This window comes from Micromonospora sp. HUAS YX12 (genome assembly GCF_040215685.1).
In the GTDB taxonomy this organism is placed as follows: domain Bacteria; phylum Actinomycetota; class Actinomycetes; order Mycobacteriales; family Micromonosporaceae; genus Micromonospora; species Micromonospora tulbaghiae.
Genome location: NZ_CP157974.1, coordinates 3,267,872 through 3,284,718, shown reverse-complemented (window position 1 = coordinate 3,284,718; position 16,847 = coordinate 3,267,872). Strand labels below are relative to the sequence as shown.

15 protein-coding genes are annotated in these 16,847 nt (G+C 74.8%); 7 read left to right on the top strand and 8 right to left on the bottom strand.

Annotation, left to right across the window (positions count from 1 at the left end; all coding sequences use genetic code 11):
- Window positions 1–4 precede the first annotated feature (4 nt).
- Window positions 5–2,053 (bottom strand): DUF1800 domain-containing protein, encoded by a 2,049-nt coding sequence (locus ABIH81_RS16040; RefSeq protein ID WP_349875761.1) that lies wholly within the window; start codon window positions 2,051–2,053, stop codon window positions 5–7.
- Between the two features lie 456 nt (window positions 2,054–2,509).
- Here ABIH81_RS16040 and ABIH81_RS16035 point away from each other — a divergent pair, with 456 nt between their 5' ends.
- Entirely contained in the window at window positions 2,510–2,767 is a 258-nt protein-coding gene (locus ABIH81_RS16035; RefSeq protein WP_013287797.1) for a DUF3040 domain-containing protein, read from the top strand.
- A gap of 51 nt (window positions 2,768–2,818) precedes the next feature.
- On the opposite strand, the gene ABIH81_RS16030 is transcribed toward ABIH81_RS16035, so the two are convergent.
- Together ABIH81_RS16030 and ABIH81_RS16025 are read right to left on the bottom strand one after the other, a co-directional pair.
- Window positions 2,819–3,982: an SWIM zinc finger family protein gene (locus tag ABIH81_RS16030; protein ID WP_349875760.1), complete on the bottom strand. Its 1,164-nt coding sequence runs from the start codon at window positions 3,980–3,982 to the stop codon at window positions 2,819–2,821.
- Window positions 3,979–7,335: a DEAD/DEAH box helicase gene (locus tag ABIH81_RS16025; protein ID WP_349875759.1), complete on the bottom strand. Its 3,357-nt coding sequence runs from the start codon at window positions 7,333–7,335 to the stop codon at window positions 3,979–3,981. Before ABIH81_RS16025 ends, ABIH81_RS16030 begins: the two co-directional genes overlap by 4 nt.
- 85 nt (window positions 7,336–7,420) lie before the next feature.
- Between ABIH81_RS16025 and ABIH81_RS16020 the strand changes: the two genes are divergently transcribed.
- Window positions 7,421–8,281: a carbohydrate kinase family protein gene (locus tag ABIH81_RS16020; protein ID WP_349875758.1), complete on the top strand. Its 861-nt coding sequence runs from the start codon at window positions 7,421–7,423 to the stop codon at window positions 8,279–8,281.
- Window positions 8,282–8,285: 4 nt separating this feature from the next.
- Here the strand turns inward: ABIH81_RS16020 and ABIH81_RS16015 are convergent, their stop codons facing one another.
- A complete protein-coding gene (locus tag ABIH81_RS16015) occupies window positions 8,286–8,807 on the bottom strand; it encodes a DinB family protein (RefSeq protein ID WP_349875757.1) in 522 nt (173 codons plus the stop codon).
- Between the two features lie 85 nt (window positions 8,808–8,892).
- On the opposite strand from ABIH81_RS16015, the gene ABIH81_RS16010 reads away from it, so the two are divergent.
- The gene (locus tag ABIH81_RS16010; protein WP_349875756.1) at window positions 8,893–9,099 is read left to right on the top strand and encodes a hypothetical protein; all 207 of its coding nucleotides are present in this window, start codon (window positions 8,893–8,895) and stop codon (window positions 9,097–9,099) included.
- A 9-nt stretch (window positions 9,100–9,108) separates the two neighbouring features.
- On the opposite strand, the gene ABIH81_RS16005 is transcribed toward ABIH81_RS16010, so the two are convergent.
- Both ABIH81_RS16005 and ABIH81_RS16000 read right to left on the bottom strand, forming a co-directional pair.
- Window positions 9,109–10,254: a polysaccharide pyruvyl transferase family protein gene (locus ABIH81_RS16005; protein WP_349875755.1), complete on the bottom strand. Its 1,146-nt coding sequence runs from the start codon at window positions 10,252–10,254 to the stop codon at window positions 9,109–9,111.
- An 82-nt stretch (window positions 10,255–10,336) separates the two neighbouring features.
- Window positions 10,337–10,915, bottom strand: a complete 579-nt coding sequence (locus ABIH81_RS16000; protein ID WP_349875754.1) for a TetR family transcriptional regulator — start codon at window positions 10,913–10,915, stop codon at window positions 10,337–10,339.
- A 92-nt stretch (window positions 10,916–11,007) separates the two neighbouring features.
- Here ABIH81_RS16000 and ABIH81_RS15995 point away from each other — a divergent pair, with 92 nt between their 5' ends.
- Entirely contained in the window at window positions 11,008–11,583 is a 576-nt protein-coding gene (locus ABIH81_RS15995) for a dihydrofolate reductase family protein (RefSeq protein WP_349875753.1), read from the top strand.
- Between the two features lie 41 nt (window positions 11,584–11,624).
- Entirely contained in the window at window positions 11,625–12,557 is a 933-nt protein-coding gene (locus ABIH81_RS15990; protein WP_349875752.1) for a phosphotransferase, read from the top strand.
- A 131-nt stretch (window positions 12,558–12,688) separates the two neighbouring features.
- Here the strand turns inward: ABIH81_RS15990 and ABIH81_RS15985 are convergent, their stop codons facing one another.
- Window positions 12,689–13,903: an ROK family transcriptional regulator gene (locus ABIH81_RS15985; RefSeq protein WP_349875751.1), complete on the bottom strand. Its 1,215-nt coding sequence runs from the start codon at window positions 13,901–13,903 to the stop codon at window positions 12,689–12,691.
- Between the two features lie 139 nt (window positions 13,904–14,042).
- On the opposite strand from ABIH81_RS15985, the gene ABIH81_RS15980 reads away from it, so the two are divergent.
- Window positions 14,043–14,546: a SigE family RNA polymerase sigma factor gene (locus tag ABIH81_RS15980; RefSeq protein WP_349875750.1), complete on the top strand. Its 504-nt coding sequence runs from the start codon at window positions 14,043–14,045 to the stop codon at window positions 14,544–14,546.
- On the top strand, window positions 14,543–15,886 hold the full coding sequence (locus tag ABIH81_RS15975; protein WP_349875749.1) for a hypothetical protein: 1,344 nt from the start codon (window positions 14,543–14,545) through the stop codon (window positions 15,884–15,886). The genes ABIH81_RS15980 and ABIH81_RS15975 overlap by 4 nt, the downstream gene beginning before the upstream one ends.
- Before the next feature lie 62 nt (window positions 15,887–15,948).
- On the opposite strand, the gene ABIH81_RS15970 is transcribed toward ABIH81_RS15975, so the two are convergent.
- Entirely contained in the window at window positions 15,949–16,797 is an 849-nt protein-coding gene (locus ABIH81_RS15970) for a universal stress protein (RefSeq protein ID WP_349881120.1), read from the bottom strand.
- Window positions 16,798–16,847 lie beyond the last annotated feature (50 nt).

Genomic DNA, 16,847 nt, shown 5'->3' with positions numbered 1-16,847 from the left:
TGCCTCACCGGAGGTGGTGCTGGGGGGACGCGAGGATCGTCCGCGCGACAGCGGCGATGGCCCCGTTGAAGGTGGCGTCGACCTTGGCGGTCTCGGCCACGCCGGCCACGGCGAGCACGAGCTTCTTCTCCTTGGCGCTGAGCTTCTGCTGCACCAGCCGCTGGGCCAGCGCGTCCACGTACGCCCCGGCGGTGGCCGGCGGCTTGGCCACCAGCTTCTCCGGCTTGGCGAAGGTGAACTGCTTGCGGTAGCCGGCGATCAGGTCACCCGCCTCGTTCCAGCCGTCGATCATGGTGCCGGCCGAGGTCCAGGCCAGGTAGACGTCGGCGTAGCCGTCCGGGGTGGGCTTGCCCATCGGGTACTGCCCGAGCTCGCGCATCTTGTCCTGGATCTGCCGCAGGCCCTGCGCGAACGGGGTGCGCCGCTGGTCGCCGGTGAAGCCGGGGGCCGCGTCCGGCGAGACGCCGAGCGCCCGGTACGTGGCGACCAGGTACTCCATCGGGCGGCGTACCTTCTGGCCGATCGCGGCCCAGAACTCCGACGAGCTGAACAGCGTCGCCAGCACCGGCCGGATCTGGCCCTTGTTCGTGGTGTACGCCTTGGCCAGCCGGTCCACCACGGACTTCGGCGGGGTGTCGGAGACGAACCGGGTGGCGAGGTTCTGTGCCACGTACCGCGCGGTCGAGGGGTGCATCGCGATGTAGCGGATGTACGAGTCGATAACCTTGTCGGCGGCGACCGGATCGTCGGAGTTGTTGGCGTGGCTGAACCCGAGGATCTTCACCTTGCCGAGGTAGTGCCGCTCGGCGAAGAACTTGTACTTGCCGTCGGCGACACCGCGTCCGGTCTGGAGCAGCGCGGCCTGGCGGACGTCCTTCTCGGTGTAGCCGCCGTCGACGCCGACCGAGTACAGCTCCAGGTTCTCCCGGGCCAGGTTCTCGTTCACCGCGTCCTTACGCGAGTCGACCTGGTTCAGGTAGAGCAGCAGCGCCGGGTGCTTGTTCGCGGCGACGAGCATCTCCGGGTAGCTGCCCAGCGCGTGCTTGCGGATGACGTCCCGGTCGAACGCGTTGCGGTAGTTCTCCCCGCCGTCGAAGTCGGCGGCGACGTGCAGGAAGTCGTTCCAGAAGTCGACCATCACCTCGAACAGCTGCCGGTCGGACCAGATCTGCCGGGCGATGGTGGCGTCCACCGTCTCCCGGGCCGGGTCGACGCCCTTCTCGTTGAGCTGTTCGCGTTGGTCGCGGAGCTGCGTCGGGTTGAGCTTGAGCGACTGCAGCTCGGCCAGCTTCATCTCGGCCTTCGTCGGGGCGATTTTCTCCGGCTGGAGCTGCTCACGCAGCCAGTCGTCGATGCCGACGCGCTTGACCTCGGCCATCATCTTCGTCGTCGGACCGAAGGTGGTCCGGCTCAACAGGTGCCGGATCGGATCCTTGGCGAGGACCGTCTTCACCGTCACCTTGGTCGCCGCGGCGGCTTCGGCCGGGCTGCCGTAGAGCCGGCCACCGGACGGGACGTTGCGCTTGAGCGCCTCGCCGGCCCGGGAGCCCATGTAGCTCTCGTTCTGCTCGGTGTAGGTCCGTACCGTGCTGGGCTGCTGCCCGCTGGGCCGGGCCGCGTTGCCGTCGGTGGTGACCGTGCCGGTGGCGTCACCGGCCGGCGCGTCACTGAACAGGCCGCGCACCTGCGGGGACATGGCCAGGGCGGCGCCACCGGCGACCACCACGGCGCCACCGAGGGTGGCGAGCGCCCGGCGGCGGCCCCGCTTCGGGGCCTCGTCGCCGTCGTCGTCCAGGTCGGGCAGTCCGCCGCCGGGCGGCGGACCGTACCCGCCGGCGGGCTGGGCGTAGCCGCCGGGCTGGGGGTAGCCGGCGGGGGCCGGCGCGGCGGGGGCGAAGCCGTTCGGCCCGACCCACTGCGGGCCAGGGGCGGGGTGACCGCCGGCGTACGGCGCGGCGTGCGGGTCGCGGTACCCGTCCGGATGGGGGTGCTGGTATCCGTCCCAGCCGCTGTCGTCCCGGGGTCGACGCGGTGGCACGTTCAGGTCGGCCATGTACCTATCCCGTTTTCTTCGAGCGCCGGCACGCCTGCCACCCGGGGGGTCGGGTGGCGCAGGGGCGGCGACGGTTGCCGGAGAGTTGCCTACGGGAAAGTAACCATGCCGTCCCGGCCGCTCAAGGCGCGCCGATCGCGCTCGTGAGCGCACTTAAGACGGTGCTCAGGCCCGCCCGGAAGGGTCCGTCGCGGCGGCGGGGGCGCGGCGGCCTCCGGAGCAGGGCCGACCCGGGAGCGCTCGGCCCGGATGCGAGGTTTCGCACCCCGGCGGCACCGCCGGGCGCGTTCACCACCTCACCGAAACTTAAGGTACGGATAAGTGTGCGCTGAGGTCTGCGCGTGTGTGCGTCCACGCCTGTCCGGTCCGGCGAAACAGCAGCAGCGGCGGCGCGTGACCGGCCTCCGATCCGGGTATGCCGCCGAACCGCTGAAGCCGTGAGGGGAAGGCACCGCCATGCTCAGCCAAGAGGATCAGCGCAGGTTCGAACAGATCACCCGCCATCTGCGGGAGAGTGATCCGCGGTTCTTCGCCCGGTTGGACAACCGGATCAAGGGCCGCCGGGGCCGGTACATGATGCTGCTGACGATCGTGCTGTGGGCCTCGCTGCCGGCGATGACAGTGCTCGTCGGACGGCTGGCCGGGGCTATCTGCGCGGTGGTGCTCGTCGCCAACGCCGCGGTGATGTGGCGCTTCCGCCGCCGGCTGCTGTAGGTGTAAGGAAGGGCCCCTTCTTAACGCATTCGGTAGAGGAAGGGCCCCTTCTTAACGCTCGCCGTCGCCGCGACCGAACTCCCTGGGTGGCGCGGCTCCGCCGCGACCGAACTCCCTGGGGGGCGCGGCTTCGCCGCGACCGAACTCCCGGTACGCCCGGCGCAGCCGTTCGGCCAGGCCCGGCCCGCCGACCGCGGCCCCGGGCGGTCCGAGCTGGCGCAGCAGCAGCTCCGGGCCGGTGGCGAGCGTGGGCGGCCGGTCCGGCAGCGCCACCGGCGCCAGCCAGAATCGGTCCAGCTCGGCGTCCGGCTCGACGGCCGGCAACCCGGCCAGGGCCCGCGCCGCGCCGACCACCGGCACACCGTTCGTCGCGCCCGTGCCCGCGCCCGCGGCCGGCTCCGGCCGGGCGCCCGCGTCGCCGCGTCCCCTGCGGTCCGTCGCCGGGCCGCCGGTTGCGTCCACGTCGCCGGTCCGGTCCGCGCCGCCGGTCCCGGACGAGCCACCGGTCCCGGACGAGCCACCGGCCCCGGACGAACCGCCGGCTGCAACCGCGCCGCCGGTCCCGGACGAGCCGCCGGTTGCGGCCGCGCCGCCGGTGGCGGCCGGGCCGCCCGGGTGGGCGCCGCGCAGCGTACGCAGCCGGTCGAGCAGCTCCGCGCGGGACCGGCCGCGCCAGTGCAGCAGGTGGAACGGGTCCGCGTCGAACGCCTCGGCGAGCAGGTAGAACGTGGCCGCCAGATGTTTGCACGGCACCGCGAAGTCGGGGCAGCCGCAGCTCTGGTCCAGCTCGCCGATCTCGGCCGGGAACAGCGGCGCGCCCGCGTCGGCGAACAGCTCCTCCAGTTCGGCCGGCAGGTCACCGGCGAGCAGCCGGGCGCTGAAGAACGCCTGCCCGGCCAGCTCGGCCTCGATCCGCCGCCACGTCTTCTCCGGGTACGCGGCCAGCCCGATCCGTACCGGGTAGGGCCGCGGCCGGGAGCCCTGCACCTCGGCGGTGACCGTCCCCGGCGACACGTCCAGCCGGAGCACCTGCCCCCGGCGCGCGTACGCCCGGCCGCGGGTGAGCCGGGAGCCGAGCGCGAACGACTCCAGCACCTCCACGAACCGCCGGGACCACCAGGACTGCCCGATCGCGCCCCTGGTGCTGCGCGCCCGCAGGCCGCCCTCGACCCGTACCGGCGGCCCGTAGTCCTCGAAGCGGCCGGCCGGGCTCACTCGACCACCGCCCCGGACTCCAGGGTGAACAGGTCGCGCAGCGTCTCGGTGGACAGCTCGGTGACCCACTGCTCGCCGCTGCCCACCACCGACCGGGCCAGGCTGCGCTTGTCGGCGATCATCGCGGCCACCTTCTCCTCGACCGTGCCGGCGCAGACGAACTTGCGTACCTGAACGCGGCGGCGCTGTCCGATGCGGAACGCCCGGTCGGTGGCCTGGTCCTCGACGGCCGGGTTCCACCACCGGTCCACGTGCACCACGTGGTTGGCGGCGGTCAGGGTGAGCCCGGTGCCGCCGGCCTTGAGCGAGAGAACGAACAGCGGCGGCCCCTGCGGGGACTGGAACCGGGTCACCATGTCGTCCCGTTCGGCCTTGCCGACGCCGCCGTGCAACAGCAGCACCTCCCGCCCGGTACGCGCCGACAGGTGCCCGCGCAGCATGCCGCCGAACTCGGCGTACTGGGTGAACAGCAGCGCCTTCTCCCCGGCCGCGAGCACCTCGTCGACGATTTCGTCGAGGCGTTCCAGCTTGCCGGACCGGCCGTCCAGCGTGGAGCCGTCGTGCAGGAGCTGGGCGGGATGGTTGCAGACCTGCTTGAGCCGGGTCATGGTGGCCAGCACCAGCCCGCGCCGCTCGATCCCGTCGCTGGACTCGATCTTCGCCATCATGTCGTCCACCACGGCCCGGTAGAGCGCGGCCTGCTCGGCGGTGAGGTTGCAGACCACCTCCATCTCCAGCTTCTCCGGCAGGTCGGTGATGATCGTCGGGTCGGTCTTGAGGCGGCGCAGCACGAACGGGCCGGTGATCCGGCGCAGCCGCTCGGCCACCTCGGCGTCGCCGTGCCGCTCGATCGGTTCGGCGAAGCGCTTGCGGAACGTGGCGGCCGGTCCGAGCAGCCCGGGATTCGCGAACTGCATGATCGACCAGAGGTCGGCGAGCCGGTTCTCCACCGGCGTACCGGTGACCGCGACCCGGTGCCGCGCGGGCAGCGACCGGACCGCCTCGGCCTGCCGGGTCGCGGCGTTCTTGATCGCCTGCGCCTCGTCCACCACCACCCGGTGCCAGTCGACGCCGGCCAGCTCGAACGCGTCCCGGGCGGCCACCGAGTAGGTGGTGAGCACCAGGTCCGCCTCGCCCACGGCGGTGGCGAAGCCCTCGCCCCGGGCACGTTCGGCGCCGTGGTGCACGTGTACGCGCAGCCCGGGCGCGAACTTCGCCGCCTCCCGCTGCCAGTTGCCGACGAGCGACATCGGGCACACCAGCAGCGTGGGCCCGGCCTCCGGCGGGTCACCGGCGAGCAGCGCGAGCAGTTGCACGGTCTTGCCCAGCCCCATGTCGTCGGCGAGGATCCCGCCGAGCCCGAGCGACTGGAGGAACGCCAGCCAGGCCAGCCCGCGCCGCTGGTACGGCCGCAGCGTCCCGGTGAAGCCCGGCGGCGGGTCGGCCGGGGTGAGCCGCCGCTCCGCCTCACCGGCCAGCAGCTCGCCCAGCGCACCGTCGGCGACCACGTCCAGCACCGGCAGCTCACCGGCCCGGTCGTCACCGGACAGTCCCATCCGCAGCAGGTCGGCCACGCTCAGCTCGCCGGAGGACCGCAGCAGCTTCAGTCCGGCCTCCAGCCGCTGCGGGTCCAGCTCGACCCACCGGCCGCGCAGCCGGACCAGCGGGGACTTCAGGTCGGCCAGCGACGCCAGTTCCTCGGCGGTCAGCGGCTGGTCGCCGAGCGCCAGCTCCCAGCGGTAGTCGACGAGCGCGTCCAGCCCCAGCTTGCCGGCGGTGGTGGCCACCGCGCCCGGCGCGGTACGGCTGCGCGCCCGCAACCGCGCCCCCAGCCGTGACGAGGAACGTCGCCACCACGACGGCAGCAGCACCCCGAACCCGGCCGCGTGCAGCACCGGCGCGCCCTCGCGCAGGAACCGGTGCGCGCCCTCGGCGTCCAGCTCCATTCCTTCGGGGGCGGCGGTACGCAGCGCGGCGTCCACCTCGGGCCACAGCCGGCTGGCCCGGCCCAGCTCGGCCAGGAGCGTCTCCTGTGGCTCCACGCCACGGGCGGCGAGCGCCGGCGCGGGCCGCTGCCAGATGTGCGCGGCGTCCACCACGAGCCCCGGCTCGTCGGCCGGGTGCAGGCCGAACTCGACCCGCCAGACGGCGTCCTCGACCAGTTCGGCGACGGGGTCGACGGCCGGCTCGACGAGGCGGAACGTGGCCCGTACCGCGCCGCCCGCGGCGTCGCGCTGCCACGCGTCCAGTTCCTCGCGCAGCGTCTCCAGCGCGGCCGGCTCGGCCGGGAAGGCACGCTCCGGGCCGGTGAGCGCGGCCAGCCAGCGCGGTACCGCGCCGACCGGGCGCATCCCCCGGTGCAGCCGGGTGCCGGCGAGCGCCACCCGGGCGGCCGCGTCGACGAGCCCGTCCAGCGCCTCCGCCACGAGCGCACCGGCCCCGGCGTCCTCGGCCTGCCCGGCCCACGCGTCGTCCGCCGGATCGCTCGCCTCGCTTTGCCGGGCGGCCCCTCCCGGCGAGCGCCCGGCGCCGCCGCCCGTCCGTGCATCCGTCGGCCCCGGGACGACGACCGCGCCGCCGAGGGCCGCCGCGACGGCAGCCGGCGCATCCGAAGCCTCGGGTCGCCACTCGCGAGCGGCACGGGCCGCCGGTGGCAACGCGGTCGCCAGGTCGCGAGCCCAGGCCGCGTCGGTGCCGGTGAGCAGTGGCCGCCAGAGCGCCCACCCGGTCGCCACGTCGTCCGCCCCCACGGCCCGCAACCACCGCCCGGAGCCCGCGACGCCCGAGGCCGCACCGGCCGGCCCCGCCCCGCCCGGGTCAGCCGCGCCCGGGGCCGCCGAGGTCCGCCGGCCGGCCGCGGCCGGTCCACCGTCCGCGTCGGGCGCGCCACCTGCGGGGTACGCCTCGAGCGCGACCGGCAGCAGCCGGCCGCGTACGACCAGGTCGGCGGCGAAGCCGGCCAGCTCGCACAGATGACGCAGGCTCGCCCCGACCGGGCCCGGCATCGGCGCGCGCAGCAGCGCGTACGCGTCGTCCGGGGCGTACCCGAGGGCGGGAGCCCGCCATCCGGCGCGGGTGACCGGGCCGCGGACCGGTTCCCCGACGGTGGCCCGGACCAGTTCCGGCGAGTCCAGCGGCGAGCCGGCCCGGGTCGGCAGGTCCAGCAGTACGGAGATCGGCTCGCCCGGCACGCCGAGCGCGGCGGCGAGCGCGGCGTGACCGGCGGCGAACGGGTGCGGGCGCTCGCGCGGAACGCGGCCGGGACGGCGGGGCGCGCGGGCCGGGAGTGTGCTGTCCTCGGCCCACAGGGCGAGCCCGGCGCCGGGCAGCCACAACCCGTGGATGACCAGCACTGCTCCCCCTCGCCGACGCCTGGGGGCCGGAAGACGGCGCCCGGGGAGTCAGGATAGGCCGCCGGGCACCGCTATCGTCGGCGCCATGGTCGACCTTCTCGTGATCGGCGGGCTCGGCGTGGACGTCCGTGCCCGCGTACCCGCCCTGCCGCCGCCCGTCGCCGACTCGCTGCTGGTGCCGCCGATCGACCTGCGGATCGGCAACACCGGCGCCGGGGTGGCCCTGGCCGCGCACGCGCTCGGCCTGCGGGTGGCGCTCGTCGACGTGCTGGGCGCCGACCCGGCCGGTGACGTGGTGCGGGCGGCGCTGGCGCGTACCTCGATCCGGACCACGCTCGCCGACGCGCCGGCCGGCACCCGCCGCTCGGTGAACCTGGTCGACCCGGCGGGGCGGCGGATGTCGCTGCACGACCCGCGTCCGTGGTCGGGGCCGGCGCCGTTCGGCGAGGCGGAGCTCTCCGCGCTCGTCGCCGAGGCGACGCACGTCCACCTGTCGATCATGGATTGGGCCCGGGACTCGCTGGCGGTGCTGCGCGCCGCCACGTCGGTCTCCACGGACCTGCACGACTGGGACGGCGAGAACGACTACCACCGCCCGTTCGCCCGGATCGCGGACCTGGTCTTCGTCAGCGACACGCGGCTCGGCGAGCGGGCCGCGAAGGAGGCGGCCCGGCTGGCGCCGCGCACGGTGCTGGTCACCGGCGGGGCGGCCGGCGCGACGCTGCACACCCCTGGCATGCCGCCCGCGCACGTGCCCGCCGCCACCCCGCCCGGGCCGGTGGTGGACACCAACGGCGCCGGGGACGCCTTCGCGGCCGGGGTGATCGCCGCCCGGCTGCGCGGCGCGGGCGTCCTCGACGCGGCCCGGTACGCCGCCCGGGTGGCGGCCGCCGCGTGCACGCACGACGGGATGGAGTACCCGGACGGGCTGCTGCCCCGCGAGTGACCCGTCAGATCGAGCCGGTCTCGCCGTCGGTCAGCTCGCGCAGGATGTCGGCGTGCCCGGCGTGCCGGGCGGTCTCCTCGATCAGGTGCACCAGCACCCAGCGCAGCGACACCTCGCCGAGCTGCGGGTGCGGCACCACGTGGTCGAGGTCGAACCGCGCGGCGACCTGGCGGGACCGGTCGCAGGCCGCCTCGTACGCGGCGGCGAGCGCCTCGACCGTCTCGCCGGGGCGGAGCGTGAAGCTGGCGTCGGCGTCGGCCTGGGAGGTCAGGTAGACGTCGCCCGGCTCGGGAGCGAACAGGCAGCGGAACCAGTTCCGCTCGACCAGGGCCAGGTGCTTGAGCAGCCCGGCCAGGGTGGTCAGCGAGGGCACCAGGCGCCGGGCGGCGTCGGCGTCGGTCAGGCCGCGCACCTTGCGCAGCACGGTGGCACGGTGGAAGTCGAGGAACGCGTCGAGGATCGCCCGTTCGCCGCCCGTGCGGGCGAGGACCGGACCGAGAGTCGGATCGATCGTCGGGTGCGCCATTCCCGGACCCTAGTACGCGCTGTGCCCGGCCCGCAGCCCCGCGTGATCCCCTGCGCGGGTGGGCCGGCCGGTGCAGGATGGGCGCATGGCTTCCACGGTGCAGATCCCTCTGGTGGGCGGCGCGGCCGACGGCGAGACCGTCACCGTCGAGCTGGACAGCAACGGCCGTCCCCCGCTGACCCACCATCACCTCGGTTCGAAGGGACTCGCGGAGGCACAGATCTACGAGCTGGAGTCGGACGATCAGCCGGGCCGGGAGTGGGTCTACTCCTGGCGCGGCCCGGCGGTCTGACGGCCCGGCTCACACCGCCGGCGTCAGCGTGCGGGCCCGGATGCTGTCCAGCACGCCGCGGGTCACATGTGAGGTGCCGCGCGCCTGCTCGCAGACCTCCGCGACCCGGCGCGCGGTCGCGTCGGCCCGCGCCGCCCGCTCGTCCCACAACCGGTCCACCTCGGCCAGCAACGGGCCCTCCACCTCGCGTTCCACGCCGCGCAGCGCCGGCACACCGAGCCGCTGGGCCAGGTCGAAGACCTTCCCGGCGTACGGCAGCGGCAGGAACGGCGTGCCCATCATGGCCGCGAAGATCAGGAAGTGCAGCCGCATGCCGACCGCGAGGTCGAAGTGGCGCATCAGCCCGAGGACCTGCGCCGGACGGTAGTCGCCGTGCAGGATCCGGCCCCGGTCGGCGGCGGTCATGTGCGACAGCACGCCGTGCGAGTGCCGGATGTCGTCGCGCTCCATCGGCACGAACAACACGTACGCGTCGATCCGGTGCACCAGGAAGTCACCGATCTGGGCGAGCAGGCGGTGGTAGCCGTCCACGTCCAGCCGCTCGGCCGCCCGGCCCGGCTCGCGCACGCTGAGCCCGACCAGCCGGGATCCGGCCGGTACGCCCTCCTCGCGCAGCCACTGCTGGGGGAACTCCTCCGGTTCGAGCAGGAACGCCGGGTCGGCGGTGACGGTGATCGGGTTCACCAGGCCGGCCTCCTCCAGCACCATCCGCGACTCCTGGTCGCGGACCGTCACCTCGACGGCCTGCGCCAGCGTCTCGCGCACCATGCCGCTGTCCAGCGTGTCGGTGAGCGGCCCGGCCCCGACCGCGTACGTGAGCAGCGGCAGCCCCCGCTCCTGGGCGACCCGGACCACCCGCAGGTAACGCCGGGCCTCCTTGTCGTAGAGGATCCCGCCGCCGCCGAGGATGAGCAGGTCGAGCTGGTTGAGCACCGGGGACGAGTCGACCCGGCTGACGCCCTCCCACGGCACCGCCTCGACCTCGGGGTGGGCCAGCGTGGTGTGCGCCGGGTTGCGGGAGAAGACGATGATCCGGGCGTCGGGCTCGTGCCGGCGCAGATCGTCCAGCAGACCCGTGAGGATCGCCTCGTCGCCCAGGTTGCGACCGCCGTAGGAGCCGAGCACGCCGATGGTCAGTCCGGTGCGTTCCCTCATCCGTTGCTCCTTCCAGGGGCGTCCGCGCCAGCGTTCCCGCTGGCCGCCCCCGCTTAACGTGCGCCGGGAGGGGCGAGGACCCTCAGCCGGTGGCGTCACCGACCAGACGGGAGACGAGGTCGGAGACCACCTGATCGGTGTCGAACCCGGCGTCGATCGAGGTGGTGAGCAGGTCGAGCAGGAGCCCGTCGACCGCGTAGTGCAGCAACGCCACCTCGTACGCGCCGCCGGGCAGTCCGGCGGCGACGTGGTGGGCGACGTCGTCGGCGTACCCCAGGCGCAGCACGCCGCCGAGCGCGGCCCGCAGCTCCGGGCGGCGCGCGGCCTCCAGCCGCAGCTCGAACAGCGCCCGGGTGAGGCCCGGCTCGCGTGTGGTGCGCGCGACGATGTCGCGCAGGTAGTCGGTCATCAGCGCGAGTGACGGCTCGCGGCGGCCGAGGTCGGCGAGCACGGCCGGGTCGGGCGCGATCCGGTCGAAGATCCGTTCGGCCAGGCCGGCGAGCAGCGCCGCGCGGGACGGGAAGTAGTTCGAGGTGGTGCCGGTGGGCACGCCCGCCTCGGCGTCGACCGCACGGTGGGTCAGCCCCCGCGCGCCCGCGTCGGCGAGCACCCGCAGCCCGGCGTCGGCGAGCAGGGTACGGCGTTCCGGATTCCTGGCCACGCGAACACACTAGCAACAACCACGACAGATGTTGTACATTCGTCGCCGAACCACGACAGCCGTCGTGGATCACCTCGGACATCGGAGCCGGTTTGCGCAAGCTCGTGTACTTCGTCGCCAGCACCCTCGACGGCTTCATCGCCGCGCCCGACGGGACGTTCGACTTCCTCCCGCTGACGCCCGACCTGGCGCCCCACCTGGTGGCCGAGTGGCCCCAGACGCTGCCCACGTTCGCCCACGCCCAGCTCGGCGTCAACTCCCCGCCCACCGGCCGCTTCGACACCGTGCTGATGGGCCGCGGCACCTACGAGCCGGGCCTGAAGATCGGCGTCACCAGCCCGTACGCCCACCTGGAGCAGTACGTGTTCAGCCGCTCGCTCCCCCCGGCCGACTACCCGGACGTGAACGTCGTCGACGGTGACCCGGTGGCCCTCGTCCGCGAGCTGAAGACCCGCCCCGGGCGCGACATCTGGCTCTGCGGCGGCGGGCAGCTCGCCGGCCGGCTCCTCGACGAGATCGACGAGCTGGTGGTCAAGCTCAACCCGGTGGTCGCCGGCAGCGGTATCAAGCTCGTCGACAGCGGCTTCGATCCGCGCCGGCTCACGCTCACCTCGGCGCGCCCGTTCGAGGCCGGCGTGGTCGTCCTGCACTACACGCGCAACGGTTAACCCGGTTGCCCCGGACCGCGGGCGGCACGCACCGTGGGAGCGTGACGAAGACCCGGCTGCACTGGCACGAACTTCCCGGGCACGTACGCGACGGCGTCGAGGCCGTCCTCGGCGACCGGGTGGTGGCGGCGGTGTCGCAGCCGGGCGGCTTCTCCCCCGGCACCGCCGACCGCGTCCGTACCGCCGGTGGTGGCCGGGCCTTCGTCAAGGCGGTCAGCCCGGCACAGAACGACCGCAGCCCCGACCTGCACCGCGCCGAGGCCCGCATCGCCGCCGCCCTGCCGCCGGACGCGCCCGCACCCCGGCTGCTCGGCAGTTACGACGACGGGCACTGGATCGCGCTCGTCTTCGCCGACGTGGACGGCCGGCACCCGGTCACCCCGTGGCGGGCCGGCGAGCTGAACGCCGTGCTGTCCACACTGGAGACGATGGCCGCCGCGCTCACCCCGGCGCCCGCCGCCGCGACCACCCCCACCGCCGCCGGACGGCTCGCCCACGACTTCGGCGGCTGGCGGCGTCTCGCCGCCGACCCGCCGGCCGGCCTCGACCCGTGGGCCCGGTCCCACCTGTCCGAACTGTGCGCCGCCGCCGACCGGGGGCTGGCCGCGCTCGTCGGCGACACGCTCTGCCACGTCGACGTGCGCGCCGACAACCTCCTGCTCGGCCCGGACGGATCGGTCACCGTCGTCGACTGGCCGTGGGCGTGCCGCGGGCCGGCCTGGCTGGACACGCTGCTCACCGTCGTCAACGTGCAGGTGTACGGCGGACACGACCCCGACGCGCTGCTGGCCGGCCGGGCGCTGACCGCCGACGTGGACCCGGCCGACCTGACCGGAGTGCTGGCCGGGTTCACCGGGTTCTTCCTCGACGGCGCCCGCCAGCCACCGCCACCGGGCATCCCGACGGTGCGGGCGTTCCAGCGCCTGCAGGGCGAGTCCCTGCTCCCCTGGCTGACCCACCGCCTGACCCCCTGACCCGGCCCGGCCCGGCCCGGGCCCCGGCCCCGGCCCCGGGGATCTTGCAGTTCCGGCCCCCGGGATGCCCCTTTGGCGCACTTTGCCAGGGCCGGAACTGCAAGATCAACGCGCTCAGGGACGGCGCGGGCTCACCCGGCGGCGGGGACGCCCAGGGGGTCGGCGAACAAGGGTGAGAAGCCCAGTTCGGCGGCGCCGATCAGGGTCGCGTCGTAGCCGAGCGCGGAGACCCGCAGCCGGGCCTTGTCGCGGGAGATGGGCAGCACGTTGGCGGCGATCCGGCTGCGGACGTGACTGGCGCAGACCGGGAAGACCTCGCTGAGCGTGCCCCCGAAAATCACCACGCCGGGGTTGAACAGGTTGATCACGTTCGCCACGCCGATGCCCAGCCAGTCACCGATGTGCCGCAGCGCGTCCTGCGCGGCCGGTTCTCCGCGCCCGGCGGCGGCGACCACAGCCCGTACCGCCTCGCGCCCCTTCTCCTGCGCCGGGCGGCCCGCGACGTCGAGCAGCGCCCGCTCGCCGACCTCGGCCTCCAGGCACCCGCGGGAGCCGCAGCCACAGGCCCGCCCCTGGTACGGGTTCACCAGCATGTGCCCGACCTCGGAGGCGTACCCGCCGTCGCCGTCGAGCAGTTCCCCGCCCACGATGATCCCGCCACCGACACCGACGTCACCGTGCAGGTAGACCAGGTTCTGCACGCCGACACCGGCACCACGCTGATGCTCGGCCAGCGCCCCGAGGTGCGCCTCGTTGCCGACCAGGACCGGCAGGCCCAGGTCCAGCCGCCCGGCCAGCTCGGCGCCGAACGCCTGGTCCACCCACCCCATGTCCGGTCCGAACCGGACCATCCCGTCGCCGGGACGGATCATCCCGCAGTAGGAGGCGCCCACGCCGACGCACACCGACCCGGTTGGCGCGGCGTGGTGCAGCGCCCGCCCGAAGTCGGCGAGCACCGAGACCACGGAGTCGAGGTCGGCCCCGGCCCGTGGCCGCTCCGCCTCCAGCCGCGCCGACACCACACCGCCGAGCCCGACGCGGGCCGCCACGAGCCGGTCCACGGCGATGTCGAACGCGAGGACGTAGACGGTGTCGGAGGCGGGACGCACCACACGGGAGGGACGCCCGGCCCGCCCGCTGCCGCCTGCCGTCATCTCCCGCACCAGGCCGGCCGCCGCCAGTTCCGCCGTGAGTGCCATGACCGTGCTGCGGTTGACGCCCATCCAGTCGGCCAGCTCGACGCGCGTGACCGGACCGGTCAGGTGGACACGCCGAAGCAGCGCGCCGAGGTTGGCCCTGCGGCTGTCCCCCTGCGCGTGCCGGTCTGCTGCCAGACCTTTCAGCATCGACCACTCCGTCGGATGGCGACTGGCTTGTGGCCCGAGGATAGTTCCCGCACATCGACGGGTGCCAGCGCCCGCCGCCGGGACGGCCGTCTCAACCATCGAGGGCCCGACCGGCGTTCATTGCGGTGAGGGGGTGGGCATGTCGGAGTCGTTCCGCGAGTTCGTGGTGCAGCGGTCACCCGCGTTGTCGCGGACCGCGTACCTGCTGACCGGCGATCACCAGCTCGCCGAGGATCTGTTGCAGAGCGCGCTGGCCCGCAGCTACCGCCACTGGCGGCGGATCCGGGAGGGGGATCCGGAGGCGTACGTGCGCCGGGTCATGTACCACCAGCAGGTCTCCTGGTGGCGCCGCCGGCGGGTGGCCGAACGGCTGGACGCGACGCCGGCCGAGCGCGGCGGCGGCGACCACACCGACGACACGGCGCTGCGGCTGAGCGTGGTGGCGGCACTGCGGCGGCTCACCGCGCGGCAGCGGGCCGTGGTGGTGCTGCGGTACTACGAGGATCTGACCGAGGCGCAGGTGGCCGAGGTGCTCGGCTGCTCGGTGGGCACTGTGAAGCGGCACGGGCACGACGCCGTACGCCGCCTCCGGGACCTGGTCCCCGACCTTCTGGAGCGAACGCCGGAGAGGAGCGAGCGGTGAGCGTACGGCTGCGGGAGGCGTTGCGGGAGGCGGCGGCCGAGGTGCCCGCGTACCCGGTGCACGACCGGGCGGTGCGGACCGCGCGGCGCACGCGGTGGCGGGCCGCCGCGGCGGTCACGGCGGTGCTGGCGCTGGTGGCGGCCGTGCCGCTGACGGTACGCGGGGACGGCCGGACCGCGCCGGCGGGCTCGGGCGGGGCGGCGCTGCCGGACCGGCTCGGGCTGCCGCCGTTCGGCGCGTTGCGGGCCACCGACCGGCCCGCGCTCGGCCCGGCGTCGGTGGTGTTCAGCGGGCAGGCGCGAGGGCTGACCGGCCTGTTCGACGAGAACGGCACCGTGGGCATCGTCGGGGCGGACGCGGACCGGTACCGGACGTGGACGGTGGGCTTCGAGGTGCCGGCCGGGGAGGGGGCGCTGCTCTCCCCGGACGGACGGTTCCTCGCGGTGCCGAACGGGTCGCCCACCAGCCCCGGCGTGAACGTGATCGATCTGGCCGGCGGCACGGTCCGGCGGTTGCCCAGCCCTCGGCCGGGCAGTGCGGGGACGGCGCCGGCCGGGTGGGCGCCGGACGGGTCGGCGCTGGTGATCGTGGACACCACACAGGCGAATCCGGAGGGCAGCTCGTACGTCAACACGCTCAGCCTGGTGCGGCTGGACACCGGCCGGGCGGTCCGGCTGCTGGAGACCACACAGGTGCCGGGATTCGGCTCGCCGGTGGCGTTCGCCGCCGACGGGTCGCGGCTGGCCTTCCAGGTCGGCACGAAGGTGCTCGTGAGCAGCCCGGACGGGCGGCAGCTCTCCTCGTTCCCGCTGCCGCCCGACACCGCGCTGGCCGGCAAGGGGGCCTGGCTGCCGGACGGCTCGCTGGCGCTGGTCGGGCACGAGGTGGCCGCCGACCGGTGGCAGCTGCGCCGGGTCGACACCGACGGCCGGGAGCTGCCCGCGCCCCCGCTGGCCGCCGTCTCGGGCGTGACGACGGTCCGGCTGCTCGGCTGGCTGCCGGACGGGACCGCGTGGGTGGTCGCGTACCGGCCGGAGCCGAGCGCGCCGAGCTGGTACGCCGACGGGCTGGCGATGGACCAGCGGACCGCGTACGGCAACGTGCGGTCGATCCGGGTCCTGGCCCTGACGCCGGGCGCCACCGCGCCGGTCACGGTGCTCACCGCGCCGGACCAGGTGCTCGCCGTCGACGTGGCGGACTCGGTGGTCCGCGCCGGCCGGGTCCGCGAGGCCGATCCGCCGTCGGGCCCGGGCGGCCGGGTGTGGTGGGGGGCAGGCCTGGTGGCGCTGGCGCTCGGCGGCCTGGCGGCGTACCGGAGGCTGCGCCGCGGGCATCGGTGACGCGGGTGGAACGTCACGGGTGCCTCCCGGCCCGGGAGGCACCCGTGACGTTCGAGTGACCGCTACTCGGCTTCGCGGACCGGGCTATGCGGCACCACCATCACCGGCCGGTGGGCGCGGTGCAGCGTGGCCATGGCGACGCTGCCGAGCAGGATCTTGCGGACGGCCGTCCGGCCGCGCGAGCCGACCACGATCAGGCTCGCCTTGCGCTCGGCGGCGACGGCGGAGAGCGCGTCGGCCACCGCGCGGCCGGGAGCGCCGCCGCCCGCGCGTACGCGCACTGTGGTCACCGGCCGCCCGTCGACCGTCTCCGGCGTGTCCCCCTCGTCGCCGTCGACGGCGACCAGGACGATCTCCCGCTCGGGGAAGAGGCGACCGGTGGCGGCGAGCGCGGCCTCGGATCCGGCCGAGGCGTCCCAGCCGACCACCACCGGTCCGGCGGCGAGCGCGTCGTACTCGTCGGTCAGCAGCGGGTGCGGCACGACCAGCACGGGACGGGGGCTGTAGTGCACGGCCATGTCGGAGACGCTGCCGAGCACCGCGCGGGCGCCGCCGAGACCCCGCGAGCCGAGCAGCAGCACGTCGGCCTGCTTCTCGTCGGCCAGTTCGGCGAGGCGGAGCCCTTCGCCGCCGTAGCTGCGGCACACGAGCGGCTCGGCGTCCCAGCCGGCGGCGCGGGCCAGCATCACGCCGACGGAGGTCATCCGGTGGGCCTCCCGGGCGCCCTCGCGCTCGATCGCCTCGACGAACATGTTGATGTCGCGGGTGCCGGTCCAGAGCCGCTTGCGCAGTTCCTCGCTGGCGAACGGGGGCGTCCACAGATGCCCGATCCACGCGTGCGCGCCGGGGATCAGCAGCGCGCCCGCCTCGATGGCGGCGCTGGCGGCCGGAGACCCGTCGTAACCCACCATCACTTGCCTGCCGTGCTCGTCGCTCACCGCACCCAACCTCTCTCGCCGAC